The organism is Crossiella cryophila, assembly GCF_014204915.1.
GTDB lineage: Bacteria > Actinomycetota > Actinomycetes > Mycobacteriales > Pseudonocardiaceae > Crossiella > Crossiella cryophila.
Genome location: NZ_JACHMH010000001.1, coordinates 2,617,254 through 2,634,464 on the forward strand (window position 1 = coordinate 2,617,254; position 17,211 = coordinate 2,634,464).

The window sequence follows — 17,211 nt, forward strand, 5'->3', positions numbered from 1 at the left end:
CAGACCCGAGCAGGAGCAGACCAGTGACCACGCTTGAAGCCCCCGCGCCGCCGACGCCGCCCACCCCGACCCCGTCCCTGCGCCCGAAGGCGGTGGCCCGGACCGGGCTGTACGCGCTGCTGGCGGCGAACGCGGCCGTGGTGGCCGGACTGTTCGCCGCGGCCGGGTTCGACGACAACGCGCTGATCCTGCTCGGCAGGCTGACCGGCCTGTACGGCGCGCTGATCATGGCCTTCCAGCTGGTGCTGGTGGCCAGGCTGCCCTGGCTGGACCGCCGGATCGGGATGGACCGGCTGACCTCCTGGCACCGGTGGACCGGTTTCGGTCTGCTGTGGACACTGCTGGCGCACGCGGTGTTCATCACCTACGGCTACGCCCAGGCGGAGAACCTGCCGGTGGTCACCCAGTTCGCCGAGCTGGCGACCACAGTGGACGGTGTGCTGCGGGCCATCGTGGCGCTGCTGCTGATCATGATGGTCGGCGCGGTGTCGGTGCGCGCGGCCCGGCGCAGGCTCGCCTACGAGACCTGGCACTTCATCCACCTCTACACCTACCTCGCGGTCGTGCTCGCCTTCGGCCACCAGCTCGCGGCCGGACGCACCTTCGCCGGTTCGCCGTTCGCCCGCGCCTACTGGTGGACGCTGTGGGGCCTGGCGCTGGGCTCGGTGGTGCTGGGCCGGTTCCTGCTGCCGCTGTGGCGCAACCTGCGGCACCGGTTCCGGGTGACCGCGGTGGTGCCGGAGTCCGACAGCGTGGTCTCGGTCTACATCACCGGCCGCCACCTGGACCGCCTGCCCGCCCGCGCGGGCCAGTTCTTCCTGTGGCGCTTCCTGGCCAAGGACCGCTGGTGGCAGGCCAACCCGTTCTCGCTCTCGGCGGCCCCCGACGGCCGCTCACTGCGCCTGACCGCCAAGGCCCTCGGCCCCGGCAGCGCGGGCCTGCGGCACATCCAGCCGGGCACCAGGGTCTTCGCCGAGGGTCCCTACGGCGCGTTCACCACCATGCACCAGCGCACCCCGAACGCGGTGCTGGTCGCCGGTGGCGTGGGCGTGACCCCGGTGCGGGCGCTGCTGGAGGACATGGCCGGGCACGTGGTGGTGCTCTACCGGGTGCGTGCGCACGGCGACGCGGTGCTCTTCGGCGAACTGGCCCAGCTCGCCCACGCCAGGGGAGCGGTGCTGCACCTGCTGACCGGCCCCAACGACGCGCAGAGCGAACACGGCCCGCTGCTGGGCGCGGCCAACCTGGCCGCGCTGGTGCCCGACATCCGCTCCAGGGACGTCTTCGTCTGCGGCCCGCCCCCGATGACCGACGCGGTCCTGCGCGGCCTGCGCGAACTGGACGTCCCCCGCGACCAGATCCACGCCGAACGCTTCAGCCTGGCGAGCTGACCCCCCCACTCTCGAGACGCGAAAGGACCCTCCCCATGCGCCGGGTCATCCCCGTCCTGCTGCTCACCGTCGCCGGGCTCATCCCGTTGTGGCGCTTCGAGGCCACCCCGCACGAGAGCACCGCCGTGCTCGCCGACCCGGCCCCCGCCGAGACCGGTTCCGCCGCCCCCAGCACCAGCGGCGCGCCGCCCGCAGGCGGCGGCCAGCCCGCGAGCACCAGCACCACTGGGTCGAGCGAGTCGACCAACTACGGGTCGGTGCAGGTCCAGGTCACCTTCACCGGGGACCGGATCACCGAGGTCCGCGCGCTGCGGGCGCCGACCAGCACCCGCACCCAGGGCGCGTTGCCGCAGCTTCGGCAGTCCGCGCTGAGCGCGCAGAGCGCCGATATCGACACCGTCTCCGGCGCCACCCAGACCAGCCAGGCCTACGCGAAGTCGTTGCAGGCCGCGATCGATGCGAAGGGACGCTGATGTCCGCGGTGGGCACGGTGCGCAGGGTTGAGCAGGTGATGGGCCTGCCGGTGTCGGTGGACCTGCGGGACGAGCTGATCGGCGAGCAGGCGGTGCAGCGGGTCTTCGACTGGCTGCACGAGGTCGACGCCCGGTTCAGCCCGTTCCGGCTGGACAGCGAGGTCAGCCTGTTCAGCCGGGGCGAGCTGGCCGAGTCCGAGCTGAGCACCGATCTGCGGTACGTGCTGCAGGTCTGCGTGGACTACCAGCAGCGCACCGGCGGCGCGTTCCGGGCCTGGCTGCCGGGCCGGGCGCTGGACCCGTGCGCGGTGGTCAAGGGCTGGGCGGTGCAGCGGGCCGCCGGGCTGCTGCGCCGGGCCGGGGCCCGCAACTTCTGCCTCAACGCCGGTGGCGACGTGGTGACCCACGGCGAGCCGGGGCCGGGCAGGCGGTGGCGGGTCGGTATCCGGCACCCGGATGAGGCCGACCAGCTCTGCGGCGTGCTGGAGGTCGGTTCGGCGGCGGTGGCCACCTCGGCCGCCTACGAGCGCGGCGCGCACATCGTGGACGGCCGCACCGGCTTGCCACCGCGGCACGCGCTGCTCAGCGTGACGGTGCTCGCCGCCGACCTGACCATCGCGGACACCACCGCCACCGCCGCCTTCGCCCTCGGCGAGGACGGCATCGCCTGGGCCGCGGCCGAGCCGGGCTGCTCGGTGTTCGCGGTGCGCGCGGACCGGAGCGTGTTCAGCTCACCGGGCCTGCCGCTGGTCTGATCGGCGGGTACGTAGACTCGGACGACGTGACAGACAGTCAGACCGAGCCGGTGCAGTCGCTGGCCGCACTGCGCGCGGTCGAGGCGGAGCTGGACACCCGCTGGCCGGAAACGAAGATCGAGCCCTCGCTGGACCGGATCCGCCTGCTGACCGAGCTGCTCGGCGACCCCCAGCACTCTTATCCGGTCGTGCACATCGCGGGCACCAACGCCAAGACCTCGACCTCCCGCATGATCGATGCCCTGTTCACCAGGATCGGTCTGCGCACCGGCCGCTACACCAGTCCGCACCTGCAGCTGGTCACCGAGCGGATCAGTGTCGACGGCGTCCCGATCAGCCCCGAGCGCTACGTCGAGGTCTTCCGGGACGTCGAGCCGTACATCTCGCTGGTGGACGGCCGCCAGCCGGTGCCGATGAGCAAGTTCGAGGTGCTCACCGGCATGGCCTTTGCCGCCTTCGCCGACGCCCCGGTGGACGTGGCCGTGGTCGAGGTCGGCCTCGGCGGCAGCTGGGACGCCACCAACGTGGCCGACAGCCGGGTCGCGGTGATCTGCCCGATCGCCATCGACCACGTCGACTTCCTCGGCGGTGACCTCGCGGGCATCGCCAGGGAGAAGGCCGGGATCATCAAGCCCGGCTCGACCGTGGTGATGGCCGAGCAGCCCGCCGAGGCCGCCACCGAGGTGCTGCGCCGGATCGCCGAGACCGACGCCGTGGTGGCCCGCCAGGGCGCCGAGTTCGGCGTGCTGGAGCGCGAGGTCGCCGTGGGCGGCCAGCTGCTCCGCCTGCAGGGACTCGGCGGGGTGTACGAGGACGTGTTCCTGCCCCTGCACGGCGCGCACCAGGCCGACAACGCCGCGCTCGCGCTGGCCGCGGTCGAGGCGTTCTTCGGCGCCGGACCGGAGCGCAAGCTCGACATCGAGGCCATCCGCGAGGCCTTCGCCACGGTCAGCTCGCCGGGCAGGCTGGAGCGCCTGCGCACCGCGCCGACCGTGCTCATCGACGCCGCGCACAACCCGCACGGGGCCAAGGCGCTGGCCGCCGCGCTGGAGGCCGAGTTCGGCTTCCGCAAGCTGGTCGCCGTGGTCGGCGTGATGGCCGACAAGGACGTCACCGGCATCCTCACCGAGCTGGAGTCCGTGGCGCACGAGATCGTGCTGACCCAGAACTCCTCGCCCCGCGCGATGGACGTGGACGACCTGGCCGTGCTGGCCCTGCCGATCTTCGGTGAGGACCGGGTCCTGGTCGAACCCCACCTCCCGGACGCCCTGGAAGCCGCGATCCGGCTGGCCGAGGAGACCGACAACCCGGACGAGCCCGTCTACGGCGGCGGCGTCGTGGTGACCGGCTCCGTGGTCACCGCGGGCGAGACCCGCGCCCTGCTGGGGAAGGCACCCGCATGAGTCACGGCGCACCCAAGCCGATGAAGAACCCGGCCAAGGCCCTCCGCGGCATCATGATGGGCACCCTGATCATGGAAGCGATCGTGGTGGCCCTGGCGCTACCGGTGGTCGCCAAGCTCGGCGGCGGCATCGACACCGCGGGCGGCGTCCTGGTCGCCGTGCTGGCCGTGGCGATGCTGCTGAGTTCCGGGCTGATCCGCTTCCCGTGGGGAGTCTGGGTCGCGGTGGCGCTTCAGGTGGCGATGATCGCGGCGGGTGCCGTCGTGTTCACCCTGGGCGTGCTCGGCGTCATCTTCGCGTTGATCTGGGCGTACCTCCTCTGGCTCCGGCGGGAACTGGCCCGCAGTCTGGCTGCCGCGGCAGCGGCCGAACAGGGCTGATGCGCCGCGCTCGTTCCGCTGCCAGAATCAGGTCATGCTGACCACACCCAAGGGGCATGGCTCGTAGATCGCCGAGCCAGGTCCGGTCGGACCCGCCACGGCGGGCACCCCGGCCGGTCGGACCCGGGTACGTCACCCCGCCCGCCCTCGCGCGGCTGTCACCACGAGGCCGGGCGAGCCTGGCCAGGCTGGAACGCACCAGGCTCTGGCCGGTCACGGCCAATGAGGTCCTGCTGTCCTGGCAGCGGTTCCTCCGTGACCCGATCCATCGCCTGTGGGACACCAGCACCTCATGCGGCGTGCCGATGTGCTGCCCCGACCCGGACGAGCTGCGTCGCATGCTGAGCCTGATCGCGGCGCGGTTGCCCACCAAGGACGCCAGGATGTTCCGCCAGCACCTGGCGCGCCTCGACGAACTCTGGTGAGTCCGGGAGCCGGGGGTCCCACTCCAGGACCATGACACGGTCGACTGGAGTGGGACCAGGGGGAGCGTGGCTGGCTGTGGATAACTCCCTGGTTGTGGACAGGTGCCCGGTTCCGGGGAGCCCCGGCTTGCACAGTCAGCCGGCGACTAGTAGATGCGGCAGCTCCAGGACCGCGTCGACGACCTCGGCGACCGAACCGCTGATGTGCCAGGTCACCCGGCCGTCGATCATCCGTTTCGCCTCGGCCTCCTCGGGTCCGAGCACGAGGACCGCGTCCGCGATGGCGCCGAGCCTGCGCACGTAGAGCAGGGCGTCCGGATCACGCACGTCCCCGAGTGGGGTGCCGGACCAGCCGGCGGCCACCAGGAAACGGAGGGCGGTCATGTGTTTCTCCATGCGCTACCCCTTCTCGCCGGGCCCCCGACAAGCCCGTCACATACCTAGACGACAAAGCGCCCAATCGGGTTGCGTGGCTTCATCCGGTCGGAGGACAGGTTCACCTTCTGTCTGCTTCCGCGTTGGACTGCGGTCGCCCTTGGCGACTACAACCCGGGGGTGCCCGAAACCCCAGCCCTGAACCGACGCTCCCTGCTGCGTTACGGCGCCGCGGGTGCCGGGGCGATCGCCACCGGCCTGCTCCTGCCCACCACCGCCGCCGCGTCCACCACCGCGTCGGCCGCCCCGCTCATCCCCAGCACCCGCCCGAAACTGAGCCATGGCATCCAGTTCGGCGAGGTCGACGCGGACAGCGCCGTCGTCTGGGCCCGCGCCGACCGGCCGTCCCGGCTGCTGGTCGAGGTGGCCAGGGACGAGAACTTCCGGCACGCCCGCAAATTCTGGGGCCCGGTGCTCACCCCGGAGACCGACGGCACCGGCGAACTCCGGGTCGCCGGGCTCACCGCCGGCCGGGATTACCACGTCCGGGTGACCACGCACGAGTTGCACGGCCGCACCGGCAGTGAGCCCGTGCTCGGCTCCTTCCACACCGCCCCGCGCGGCCGCCAGGACGTCAACTTCCTGTGGTCCGGCGACATCGTCGGCCAGGGCTGGGGCATCAACCCCGACCTCGGCGGCATGACCATCTACTCCCGGATGGCCGCGCTGCGCCCGGACTTCTTCCTGTGCAGCGGCGACACCGTCTACGCCGACGGCCCGCTCAGCGAGACCGTGCTGCTCCCGGACGGCCGCACCTGGCGCAACCTGGTCACCCCGGCCAAGACCAAGGTCGCCGAGACCCTGGACGAATACCGCGGTCAGTTCGCCTACAACCTGCTCGACGAGCACGTGCGCCGGTTCAACGCGAGCGTGCCGCAGCTCAATCAGTGGGACGACCACGAGGTCACCAACAACTGGTACCCCGGCGAGATCCTGGACGACGCCCGCTACACCGAGAAGCGGGTGGACGTACTGGCCGAGCGGGCCTTCCAGGCATTCCACGAGTGGCTGCCGGTGCGCAAGGCCGACGCGGTGGACGGCCGGGTGTACCGCAAGGTCTCCTACGGTCCGCACCTGGACGTCTTCGTGCTGGACATGCGCACCTACAAGGGCCCCAACACCCCGGGCACCGCGCCGTTCGAGCCGATCCTCGGCGCGGCCCAGACCCGTTGGCTGACCAGGGAACTGGACCGCTCGCGGGCCACCTGGAAGATCATCGCCGCGGACCTGCCGATCGGCCTGATCGTGCCGGACGGGGCCAACATCGAGGGTGTGGCCAACGGTCAGCCGGGCGCACCGGCGGGTCGCGAGGCCGAACTCGCCATCGTGCTGCGGGAGATCCAGCGCCGCCGGGTGCGCAACGTGGTGTGGCTGACCGCGGACGTGCACTACACCGCCGCGCACCACTACGCGCCGGAACGGGCCGCCTTCACCGAGTTCAGCCCGTTCTGGGAGTTCGTCTCCGGCCCGCTGCACGCGGGTGCCTTCGGCCCGAACAAGCTGGACCCGACCTTCGGGCCGCGCGCGGTGTTCGTCAACGCTCCGCCCGCGCCGAACACCTCGCCGATGGCCGGGTTCCAGCACTTCGGCCAGGTCAAGATCGACGGTCCCAGCGGACGCCTGACCGTGCACCTGCGCGATCAGGACGCCCGCTCGCTCTGGTCCACCACTCTGGAGCCCGAGCGCCGCTGAATCAGTTCAACGGCAGGGTGATCCGGAAGGTCGCCCCGCCCGATTGTCCACTGTGGACGGTCGCCGCGCCGCCGTGCCCGGCGACCACCGCATCCACAATGGACAATCCGAGACCCGCGCCGTCCTGTTCGGCGCGGGCGGTCTCGCCGCGGTAGAACCGCTCGAACACCTTGGCCTGGGCCGCTTCGCCCAGGCCCGGCCCGGTGTCGGCGACGGTCAGCACCGCCTGCCCGGCCTCGGCCGCGACCCGCACGGTCGCGGCCGTGCCGGGCGGGGTGTGCCTGCGCACGTTGTCCAGCAGGTTGCCCAGCACCTGCCGCAGCCGGGCCGCGTCACCCGGCACGGTCACCGGTCCGTCCGCGACGAGCCGGAAGTCGTGACCGGCCAGCGTGTTCGCGTCCGCGACCGCGTCCGCGGCCAGCGCGGTCAGGTCCACCGGCTCGCGTTCCAGCGGCCGTCCCTGGTCCAGCCGCGCCAGCAACAGCAACTCGTCCACCAGCACGCCCATCCGCTCGGCCTCGGACTCGATCCGCCGCATGGCCAGGGCCAGATCGTCCGGCCTGCTCGCCGCGCCACGCCGGAACAGCTCGGCGTAGCCCCGGATCGTCGCGATCGGCGTGCGCAGCTCATGCGAGGCGTCCCCGACGAACCGCCGCAACCGCTCGGCCGCGGCACTGCGCTGGGCGAAGGCCGTCTCCAACTGGGCGAGCATGGCGTTCAGCGAGGTCCCGAGCCTGCCGACCTCGGTGCGTGCGCCCGCACCGGCCACCCGCTGACTCAGATCGCCGGACCCGATCGCCGCCGCGGTCGCCGAGATCGCGGTCAGCGGCCGCAGCCCGCGCCGCACCGCGTGCGCGGACAGCAACGCCACCAGCGCCAGCGCGACCAGGCTGGAGATCACCGCCACGTTGGCCACCCGGTCGATCAGCTCCTCGGTCGCCGCGGTGCGCATGGCCACCAGCAGGATCGGCCCGCCCTCGGTCAGTCGCGAGCTGTGCACCAGCCAGCCAGGCACGTTCGCCAGCCGCTCGCCGTTGTCGGGCCACAACGTGGTCGGCAGCGGATCGGGCAGTTCCGGCGCGCTGCCATAGGTGATGGTGTCGATCACCGCGCCGTCCGCGCCGCGGATCTGGAAGAACGAGGGCAGCTCACCGCGTCGCGCCCCGGCCCGCCACAGCCCGGTCACCGTGCCCGGATCGCCACCGGGCCGCAGCCGGGGCACCCCGCCGCCGGCCAGCAGGTCGGCGCGGAAGTCCTTGCCCACCGAGGACAGCACGTCGTCGTTGGCGTCACCGGACCAGTCCTGCAGGGCGCCGAAGATCGCGCCGACCGAGCTGCCCAGCCCGATCACCAGCAGCACGAGCACGGTCAGCACCAGGCGTTTACGCAGTGACATCAGGCGTTCCCGGTTTCTCTCGGCAGCCGCAGCACGTAGCCGACCCTCGGCACGGTGTGGATGAGCTGTGGCTGGTGGCGATCGATTTTCCGGCGCAGGTAGGAGATGTAGGTCTGCACCACCGCGGCGTCGCCGTTGAAGTCGTACTGCCACACGTGATCGAGGATCTGCTGTTTGGTCAGCACCCGGCCCGCGTTGGCCAGCAGGTAACGCAGCAGCTTGAACTCGGTCGGGGTCAGGTCGACCTCCGCGCCGTGCCTGCGCACCAGGTAGGCGTCCTCGTCCAGCTCCAGGTCGGCCAGCGTGAGCGCCTCAGCCGCCCTGGTGCGCCCGCGCCGCAGCACCGTGCGGATGCGTACGGTCAGCTCCGCCAGGCTGAACGGCTTGGTCAGGTAGTCGTCGCCGCCCGCGGTCAAACCGGCGATCTTGTCCTCGGTGGCGTCCCTCGCGGTCAGGAACACCACCGGCACATCCCGCCCGTCCCGGCGCAGCGCGCGGCAGAACTCCACGCCGGAGATGTCCGGCAGCATGACGTCCAGCACGATCAGGTCCGGGGCGAAGCTCGTGGTCAGCGCCCGCGCCTGCGCTCCGGTGCCCGCCACGGCGGTCTCGAACCCGTCGTAGCGCAACGCCATGGCCACCAGGTCGGCCAGATATCGCTCGTCCTCGACGACGAGCACGCGGATCGGCGGTCGGCTCACCGGCCCAGTGTCGGACAGCCGGACCGCGCGGGCACCCGGTTCGCCCGATTGACAGAGAACTCCCAGAACGAGCGCGGAACCGTCGAAGATCCGCCTGGTGACCTGGGAACCATGGAAGCTCTCTCCCGCTGGGTGCTGGCCAGGCGACGGCTCGTCGGCCTGCTCACCCTGACCCTGCTGCTGGCCGGTGGCGCGGCGATCGCACTGCTGCTGCCCCAGGTCTCCGAGCGCAACGCCTACCCCGGCCTGCCCGGGTTCGAGGCCAACCAGCGCATCACCGCCACCTACGGCACCGGCGGCTACGAACGCCCGGTGGTGCCGGTGGTGACCCTGCCGGAGGGCAGTACCGCAGACTCCGCCCGCGCGGCCCTGAGCAGCGCGTTCGCCGCGGTGACCAGTGCGACCGGGGCCAGGGTCGCCAGCTTCGCCGACACCGGCGACCGCGGCTTCGTCGGCGCGGACGGGCGGACGACCTTCGGCCTGGTCTTCGGCGGCCCGGTCGAGCAGGGCGGCCTGCCGGGCAGCGCGCTGGGTGAGGGCGCCGGACTGGAAGGCCCGGTCGCCGCCGCCATGCGCCCGCACCTGCCTGCCGGGTCCGAGCTGCGGATCACCGGCCTGGACGCGCTGGCCACCGCCGCGGACACCGGCGGGCTGAACGTGCCGGTCAAACTGCTGATCACGATCGGGGCCGCGATCCTGGTGCTGGCCTGGGTGTTCCGCTCCGCACTGGCCCTGGTGCCGCTGCTGACCGCGCTGATCGCGATCCCGGTGTCCTTCCTCGGCCTGCTCGCGGCGAGCCTGCTGATCGAGGTGCACGAGACCACGCTGATCATGTTGCCGCTGTTCGGCATCGGGATCGGCATCGACTACGCGCTGATCCTGGTCAGCCGCTGGCGTGAGGAACGCGGCAACGGGGTGGCCGGGGACGAGGCGGTGCACCGGGCGATGGCCACCGCCGGGCACGCGGTGCTGTTCAGCGCGGGCGCGGTGGCGATCGGGCTGATGACCATGGTGGTGCTGCCGATCCCGTTGCTGCGCAGCCTCGGCGTCGGCGGCATGCTGGTCACCCTGACCAGCGCCGCGGTCTCGCTGACCGTGCTGCCGCTGCTGCTCGCCCGCGCCAACCCGGGCACCCCGCGACCGGCGGGCCGGACCTGGTTCTCCTGGGCGCGACTGGTGGTCCGCTTCCGCGGGGTGGCCGCGGTGCTGGCCGCCGGGGTGCTGCTCGCGCTGTCCGCGGCCGCGCTGGACCTCAACCTGCGGGTGCCGACCACCGACCACCTCGCCACCGAGGGGCCGGGCCGGGAGGGGCTCACCGCGTTGCAGCGCAACGGGATCCCGTCCGGGGTGCTGACCGCCTTCGACGTGTACCTGCCGCCGGGACAGGCCCCGGAACCCCTCCGCGCCACCCTGGCCGGACTGCCCGGCGTGCACGCGGTCACCGCACCCGTGCACCGGGACGGGGCCGCGCTGCTCACCGTGCTGCCGGTGGCCGAGGGCGGTTCGACCGCGGGGGAGGACACCGTCGAACGGGTGGTCGGGGCGGCGCCCGGCGCGCTGGTCGGTGGCAACGTGCGCCAGCAGATGGACTACGTGCGCGCCACCTACACCGCGTTCCCGTGGATGCTGGCCGTGCTCGCCCTGCTCAGTTATGTGCTGCTGGCCAGGGCCTTCCGCTCGCTGCTGCTGCCGCTCAAGGCGATCCTGCTCAACCTGCTCTCCCTTGGCGCGGTGCTTGGCGCGATGGTGCTGCTGTGGCAGTGGGGCTGGGGCACCGAGGCACTGCTCGGACTGCGGCCGGACGGGGCCATCGGCACCTTCGTGCCGGTCACCATCTTCGCCTTCCTGTACGGGCTGACCATGGACTACGAGGTGTTCCTGATCGCCCGCATGCGCGAGGAACACGACCGCACCGGCGACACCGACAAGGCCGTGGTCGAGGGCATCGGGCGGACCGGCAGGCTGATCACCAGCGCGGCGCTGATCCTGTTCTGCTCCTTCGCCGCGATGGCCACCGGCGGCGAGCTGGACGTGGCGATCTTCGCCTCCGGGGTCGCGCTGGGCATCCTGCTCGACGCCACCCTCATCCGTTCGGTGCTGATGCCCGCGACCGTGGCCATGCTGGGCCGCTGGAACTGGTGGCTGCCGCCCTGGGCGGCCCGGCTGCTCCGGCTGCCCGCTGAAAATTCTTGCAGGTAAATGGAGTATTGCCATTGCGTGAGCCGCATGGTTTTCTGCCGACCCGCCCGTATGGGTTTGCAAAAACTTGCGACAAGGAGGTCGCCGTGCGGCAGCGCAGGCGGATCCAGCGAACCGGTGCAGCCCTGCTGGGCGCGGCGCTGGTGGTGACCATGCTGCCCGCGCTCGCCGCGCCGGCGACCGCGTTGCCACCGGCGGCGCCGCTGGCCGTCGGCGCGGTCGCGGACCTGCCAGCCGGTGTGCGGGACGGCGATCGGCGGCTCGGCCGGGACGCGTTGCGCGCGGACCTGGCCGGGCAACGGTTCTACTTCCTGCTGCCGGACCGGTTCGCCAACGGAGACCCGCGCAACGACACCGCGGGCAGTCCAGGCGGCCGGTCCAAGCACGGCTTCGACCCGGCGGACAAGGGTTACTACCACGGTGGCGACCTGGCCGGACTGCGGTCCAAACTGGACTACCTGCGCGGCATGGGCACCACCGCGGTGTGGCTGACCCCGATGTTCCGCAACCGCTGGGTGCAGGGCTCTGGCAGCACCGCCTCCGCGGGGTACCACGGCTACTGGACCACCGACTACACCGCGCTGGACCCGCATTTCGGGACGGTGCAGGAGATGCGCGCGCTGATCAAGGACGCGCACGGCCGCGGGATGAAGGTCTTCTTCGACATCGTGGCCAACCACACCGCCGACGTCATCGACTACGCCGGCGGCAAGCACGACTACCGCGGTTCCGGCGCGCAGCCCTACCTGGACGCCGACGGACGGCCGATCGACCTGGCCGCGCTGGCCGGTGGCAAGGACTTCCCGAAGCTGGACGCGCGCCGGTCCTTCGCCTACGAGCCGGTGCTGCGTGCCGGGGACGCCGAGGCGAAGAAACCCAGGTGGCTCAACGACGTCACGCTCTACCACAATCGCGGCAACTCGACCTTCGCCGGGGAATCCTCCACGCACGGCGACTTCGACGGGCTCGACGACCTGATGACCGAGCATCCCCGGGTGGTCGACGGGATGACCGGCATCTTCACCAGCTGGATCGACGAGCTGGACATCGACGGCTACCGGGTGGACACGGTCAAGCACGTCAACCTGGAGTTCTGGCGGGCGCTGGCGCCCAGGGTGCAGGAACACGCCCGGCGAAAGGGCAAGAAGGACTTCTTCGTCTTCGGCGAGGTCTACGACGGCGATCCGGCGATCACCTCGAAGTACACCACCGGTGGCCGGTTGCAGTCGGTGCTGGACTTCCCGTTCCAGGGCGGGGCGCGCGCCTTCGCCGCCGGTCAGGGCGCGGACCGGCTGGCCGAGGTGCTGCTCGCCGACGACCGCTACACCGACGCGGACTCCAACGCCAACGCGCTGCCCACCTTCCTGGGCAACCACGACATGGGCCGCATCGCCACCATGCTGCGCCAGGACCGCCCCGGCATGTCCGAGGCGGAGACCCTGGCGCGGCTGCGGCTGGCGCACAGCCTGATGTACTTCTGGCGCGGCAACCCGGTCGTCTACTACGGCGACGAACAGGGCTTCGTCGGCACCGGTGGCGACAAGGACGCGCGGCAGGACATGTTCCCCAGCAAGGTGCCGGAATGGCTGGAGCAGGACCAGATCGGCACCGACGCCACCCCGGCCGCGGACAACTTCGACCCGAAGCACCCGCTGTACCGGCACCTCGGCCAACTGTCGTCCTTTGTGGACGGTGATCCGGTATGGCGGCGCGGCAACCAGGTGCTGCGCCTGGCCGAACGGGATGTGCTGGCCTTCAGCCGGATCGACCGGGACACCCAGGTCGAGCACGTGGTGCTGGCCAACGGCGGGAACACCCCGGCCGAGGCGCGGGTGCCGGTTTCCGCGCCAGGACTGGGTTTCCGCACGGTCTGGGGCGGTGACGCGGCGCTGACCAGCGGGGTGGACGGCACGGTGCGGGTGAGTGTGCCGCCGCTGTCCGCGGTGGTGTTGCGCTCGACCGGCCGGATCCCGGTGCCGGGCAGCGGTTCCGGGCAGCCCACGCTGGTCGTGCCGCCGGTGGGCACCGGACTGGGTGATCGGGTGGAACTGCGCGCGGACCACGTGACCGCGCCGTTCGCCCAGGCCACCTTCGCCGCCAGGGTGGCGGGGGAGCGGGACTGGACCGTGCTCGGTACCGACGACGCCGCGCCGTACCGGGTCTACGCCGACCTCGCCGCGTTGCCCGGGGCCAAGGCGGGCGCGCGGGTCGAGCTGCGCACCGTGGTCAAGGACGCCGCCGGACGGCTCACCGCGGACGGCGCCGAGGTCGCGCTGGTGGCCGCGCCGGGCGGTGGCACCGGCGCGCAGCCGAGCCCGGACTGGCTGGTGGTGCACTACAACCGGCCTACCGGGGACTACGACGGCTGGGGCCTGCACGTGTGGGGCGAGGTCGCCGAACCCACCGCGTGGGAGCGGCCGCTGCCCTTCGCCGGGGAGACCGGGTACGGGCGATTCGCCTGGGTGAAACTCAAGCCGGGCGCCAAACAGGTCGGCTTCCTGGTGCACAAGGGCGAGGAGAAGGACGTTGCCGGTGACCGGTTCGTCGACCCCTCGATCACGCCGCAGGTGTGGCTGAAACAGGGGCAGGCGCCGGTGTTCCCGAGCCAGAGCGCGGCCACCGGCGCGGTCGAGATCCGGTACCACCGGCCCGGCGGCGACTACGGCGGCGTGCGGTTGCGGGTGGGCGGCGGCATCGCCGTGGACCAGCCCGCTGAACTGCCCCTGGAGGCCAGGGACGACTACGGCGTCCGGGCGAGCGTGCGGGTCAACGGCACTGGGGCGCCGGTCGAGCTGACCGTGCTCAAGGACGGCGCGACCGACGTCATCGGGCGGATCGAACCCGTGCGTGGGGCCGAAGCCTGGCTGCGCCAAGGAGATCAGGCCGTGCACACCAGCCGGGCCGCGGCCGAGCGGCGGATCGTGCTGCACTACCACCGGCCGGCCGGTGACTACGCCGACTGGACGCTGTACCACTGGGGTGGATCGGCCACACCGAGCCCGTCCTGGAACGAGTCCCAGCGACCCGACCGGCAGGACGGCTTCGGGCTGACCTGGTCGGTGCCACTGGCCGAGGGCGCGACCGGGCTGAGCTACCTGCTGCATCGCGGCGACACCAAGGATCCCGGCCCGGACCAGCGGATCCAGCTCGGCGCGACCGGCCACGAGGTCTGGTACGCCAGTGGTGCCACCCGGCCGGACGGCTCGGTGTCCTACGTGCTGCCGCCCTCGGTGGCGGCCCCGGCGGACGCGGATCTGAGCAAGGCCAAGGCGATCTGGGTCAGCAAGGACCGGGTCGTCTGGGACGTGCCCGCATCCGACAGCGACGGTTACGAGCTGCGGCACGACCCGGACGGGCGGATCGCCGTGGTGGCCGGTCAGGTCCAGGGCGGCCGGGTACTGCGACTCGCGCCCGATCCCGGTGGACTGCCCGCGGAACTGGCGGCGAAATTCCCGCACCTGCGCGGAAAACCGGTCTACCGGCTGAGAGCGTCCGATGTGGACAGTGGGCGGGACGCGGTGCGCGGCCAGGTCGTCGCCGTGCACCGGGACGCGGGCGGCGCACTCCGGCACGCCACCGGGGTGCAGCTGGCCGGGGTGCTCGACGCGCACTACGCCCCGGCCGCGGCTGGCCTGACTCTCGGTCCGCTGGCCCAGCCCGCCGGTGTCCGGCTGTGGGCGCCGACCGCGAAGTCGGTCAACCTGCGACTGTTCGAGCGCACCCCGCCGGACGCGACCACGGCACCCAGCCAAACCCTTGCCCTGCAACGCGATCCGGCCTCCGGGGCGTGGAGCGGGTTCGGCGACTGGCTGGGCCGCTACTACCAGTTCGAGGTCACCGCCTGGCAGCCGCGCACCGGCAAGGTCGAGACCGCCGTGGTCACCGACCCGTACTCGCTCGCGCTGACCGTCGACTCCACCCACTCCCAGCTCACCGACCTGCGCGAGGCCCCGCCCGGCTGGGATCGCGAGGTGGCCAAGGGGCTGGGCCCGAACCCGGCCCGGCACGCCATCACCGAACTGCACGTCCGCGACTTCTCCATCGGCGATACCAGCGTGCCCGAGTCCGACCGCGGCACCTACAAGGCGTTCACCCACCGCGACTCCACCGGCATGCGGCACCTGCGCGCGCTGGCCGAAGCGGGTATGGACACCGTGCACCTGCTGCCCACCTTCGATATCGCCACCATCCCCGAACGCCGCGCCGACCAGCAGAGACCCGCCTGCGATCTGGCCGGGATGCCCGCGGACTCCGAACAGCAGCAGGAATGCGTGACCCGCGCCGCGGCCAAGGACGGGTTCAACTGGGGTTACGACCCGTGGCACTACGACGTGCCCGAGGGCTCCTACGCCACCCCGGACGCCCAGTCCGGCCAGGCCCGCGCCCGCCAGTACCGCGAGATGGTGCAGGCCCTGCACGCCAACGGGAACCGGGTGGTCGTCGACGTCGTCTACAACCACACCGCCGCCGCGGGCAACGACCCCAGGTCGGTGCTGGACCGGGTCGTGCCCGGCTACTACCAGCGGCTCACCGAGGACGGCTCGGTGGCCAACTCCACCTGCTGCGCCAACACCGCCACCGAGAACGCCATGATGGGCAAGCTGGTGGTGGACTCGGTGCTGCGCTGGGCCCGGCTGTACAAGGTGGACGGCTTCCGGTTCGACCTGATGGGCCACCACCCCAAGGCCAACATCCTGGCCGTGCGCGCCGCGCTGGACGGGCTGACCGTGGCCAGGGACGGGGTGGACGGCCGCAACATCCGGCTCTACGGCGAGGGCTGGGACTTCGGCGAGGTCGGCGGCAACGCCCGCTTCGAGCAGGCCACCCAGGCCAACATGGCGGGCACCGGCGTCGGCACCTTCAACGACCGGCTGCGCGACGGCGTCCGCGGCGGCGGCCCCTTCGACGCCGACCCCCGCGTCCAGGGACTGGGCTCCGGCCTGGCGGGCGCGCCCAACGGCAGTCCGGCCAACGGCACCCCCGCCGAGCAACTGGCCCGCCTGACCAACTACACCGACCTGGTCAAACTCGGCCTGGCGGGCAACGCCGCGGACTTCCGCTTCCGCGCCACCAACGGCACCGAGATCATCGGCCGCGACGTCCGCTACAACGGCGCCCGCGCCGGATACACCGCCGCGCCGGCCGAGTCGATCACCTACGTCGACGCCCACGACAACGAGTCCCTCTACGACGCCCTGGCCTACAAACTCCCGCCAGGCACCCCGATGGCCGACCGCATCCGCATGCACACCCTCGCCCTGGCCCCAGCCCTACTCGGCCAAGGCCAGCCCCTGGTGCACGCCGGCACCGAGTTCCTGCGCTCCAAGTCCCTGGACCGCAACAGCTACGACTCCGGCGACTGGTTCAACCGCTACGACCCATCCCTGCGCACCTCCGCCTTCGGCGCCGGCCTGCCACCGGCCCACGACAACCGCGACAAGTGGCCCTACGCCAAACCCCTGCTCGCCAACCCAACCCTCAAACCCACCCCGACAGACCTCCGCACCACCCTGGACCGCACCCTGGACCTGTTGCGGCTGAGGCAGTCCTCCCCACTGTTCACCCTGCCCAACCAGCCCCTGGTCCAGCAGAAACTCACCTTCCCCGACCCAGGCCCGCAAGCCGCCCCCGGCACGGTGCTCGCCCACCTGGACGACACGGCCGGACCGGATGTGGATCCGGCGCGGCGGGGGGTGCTGGTGGTGATCAACCCGGATCCGGGGGTGCGTGAGGTGGTGTTGCCCGCGGGGGGTGGGTGGCGGTTGCACGAGTTGCAGGCCGGTGGCGGGGATCCGGTGGTGCGGGAGACGGGTGTGACGGGGGATCGGGCGCGGGTGCCGGGGCGGACGGTGGCGGTTCTGGTGCGCTGATCGCGCGCCACGCGCCTGGTCGCGCCTCCGGCCTGGCTGGGCCTGACCGCGCGCCGCGGCCGGGCCTGATCTGGCCGCGCCGCGCCGCGCC

The 17,211-nt window shown here is 72.1% G+C and carries 12 protein-coding genes; 9 read left to right on the plus strand and 3 right to left on the minus strand.

All coding sequences use genetic code 11. The features are described from left to right. The first annotated feature begins 23 nt into the window (after window positions 1-23). Genes HNR67_RS12195 through HNR67_RS12220 form a run of 6 tightly spaced genes read left to right on the plus strand, consistent with a single transcriptional unit; the run spans window position 24 to window position 4,827 of the window. Window positions 24-1,391 carry a ferredoxin reductase family protein gene (locus HNR67_RS12195; protein WP_312987062.1) on the plus strand — a complete coding sequence of 456 codons (1,368 nt, stop codon included), beginning with the start codon at window positions 24-26 and terminating at the stop codon, window positions 1,389-1,391. Window positions 1,392-1,426: 35 nt separating this feature from the next. Continuing rightward, window positions 1,427-1,864, plus strand: a complete 438-nt coding sequence (locus HNR67_RS12200; RefSeq protein WP_185002147.1) for an FMN-binding protein — start codon at window positions 1,427-1,429, stop codon at window positions 1,862-1,864. After that, window positions 1,864-2,619 carry an FAD:protein FMN transferase gene (locus tag HNR67_RS12205; protein ID WP_221489862.1) on the plus strand — a complete coding sequence of 252 codons (756 nt, stop codon included), beginning with the start codon at window positions 1,864-1,866 and terminating at the stop codon, window positions 2,617-2,619. Before HNR67_RS12200 ends, HNR67_RS12205 begins: the two co-directional genes overlap by 1 nt. Before the next feature lie 26 nt (window positions 2,620-2,645). Next, complete coding sequence (folC, locus tag HNR67_RS12210; protein ID WP_312987065.1) at window positions 2,646-4,022, plus strand: bifunctional tetrahydrofolate synthase/dihydrofolate synthase; 1,377 nt, start codon at window positions 2,646-2,648, stop codon at window positions 4,020-4,022. Then, a complete protein-coding gene (locus HNR67_RS12215) occupies window positions 4,019-4,402 on the plus strand; it encodes a DUF4233 domain-containing protein (RefSeq protein WP_185002148.1) in 384 nt (127 codons plus the stop codon). Before folC ends, HNR67_RS12215 begins: the two co-directional genes overlap by 4 nt. Before the next feature lie 56 nt (window positions 4,403-4,458). After that, window positions 4,459-4,827, plus strand: coding sequence for a hypothetical protein (locus HNR67_RS12220; protein WP_185002149.1), 369 nt, complete (start codon window positions 4,459-4,461; stop codon window positions 4,825-4,827). A gap of 135 nt (window positions 4,828-4,962) precedes the next feature. On the opposite strand, the gene HNR67_RS12225 is transcribed toward HNR67_RS12220, so the two are convergent. Beyond that, window positions 4,963-5,211 (minus strand): hypothetical protein, encoded by a 249-nt coding sequence (locus HNR67_RS12225; RefSeq protein ID WP_185002150.1) that lies wholly within the window; start codon window positions 5,209-5,211, stop codon window positions 4,963-4,965. A gap of 171 nt (window positions 5,212-5,382) precedes the next feature. On the opposite strand from HNR67_RS12225, the gene HNR67_RS12230 reads away from it, so the two are divergent. Next, a complete protein-coding gene (locus HNR67_RS12230) occupies window positions 5,383-6,954 on the plus strand; it encodes an alkaline phosphatase D family protein (RefSeq protein ID WP_185002151.1) in 1,572 nt (523 codons plus the stop codon). A gap of 1 nt (window position 6,955) precedes the next feature. On the opposite strand, the gene HNR67_RS12235 is transcribed toward HNR67_RS12230, so the two are convergent. Further along, window positions 6,956-8,350, minus strand: coding sequence for a sensor histidine kinase (locus tag HNR67_RS12235; RefSeq protein WP_185002152.1), 1,395 nt, complete (start codon window positions 8,348-8,350; stop codon window positions 6,956-6,958). After that, complete coding sequence (locus HNR67_RS12240; protein ID WP_312987069.1) at window positions 8,350-9,051, minus strand: response regulator transcription factor; 702 nt, start codon at window positions 9,049-9,051, stop codon at window positions 8,350-8,352. Before HNR67_RS12240 ends, HNR67_RS12235 begins: the two co-directional genes overlap by 1 nt. A gap of 111 nt (window positions 9,052-9,162) precedes the next feature. On the opposite strand from HNR67_RS12240, the gene HNR67_RS12245 reads away from it, so the two are divergent. Both HNR67_RS12245 and pulA read left to right on the plus strand, forming a co-directional pair. Beyond that, window positions 9,163-11,250, plus strand: a complete 2,088-nt coding sequence (locus HNR67_RS12245; protein ID WP_185002153.1) for an MMPL family transporter — start codon at window positions 9,163-9,165, stop codon at window positions 11,248-11,250. Window positions 11,251-11,336: 86 nt separating this feature from the next. After that, window positions 11,337-17,120 (plus strand): pullulanase-type alpha-1,6-glucosidase, encoded by a 5,784-nt coding sequence (gene pulA, locus HNR67_RS12250; RefSeq protein ID WP_185002154.1) that lies wholly within the window; start codon window positions 11,337-11,339, stop codon window positions 17,118-17,120. The last annotated feature ends 91 nt before the right edge of the window (window positions 17,121-17,211 follow it).

What these genes read in the sequence shown, in the direction of transcription:
- HNR67_RS12215 (WP_185002148.1), top strand. Translation starts at nt 4,019, where the DNA reads ATGAGTCACGGCGCACCCAAGCCGATGAAGAACCCGGCCAAGGCCCTC.
- HNR67_RS12200 (WP_185002147.1), top strand. Translation starts at nt 1,427, where the DNA reads ATGCGCCGGGTCATCCCCGTCCTGCTGCTCACCGTCGCCGGGCTCATC.
- HNR67_RS12225 (WP_185002150.1), bottom strand. Translation starts at nt 5,211, where the DNA reads ATGACCGCCCTCCGTTTCCTGGTGGCCGCCGGCTGGTCCGGCACCCCA.
- HNR67_RS12245 (WP_185002153.1), top strand. Translation starts at nt 9,163, where the DNA reads ATGGAAGCTCTCTCCCGCTGGGTGCTGGCCAGGCGACGGCTCGTCGGC.
- HNR67_RS12220 (WP_185002149.1), top strand. Translation starts at nt 4,459, where the DNA reads ATGGCTCGTAGATCGCCGAGCCAGGTCCGGTCGGACCCGCCACGGCGG.
- HNR67_RS12235 (WP_185002152.1), bottom strand. Translation starts at nt 8,350, where the DNA reads ATGTCACTGCGTAAACGCCTGGTGCTGACCGTGCTCGTGCTGCTGGTG.
- HNR67_RS12205 (WP_221489862.1), top strand. Translation starts at nt 1,864, where the DNA reads ATGTCCGCGGTGGGCACGGTGCGCAGGGTTGAGCAGGTGATGGGCCTG.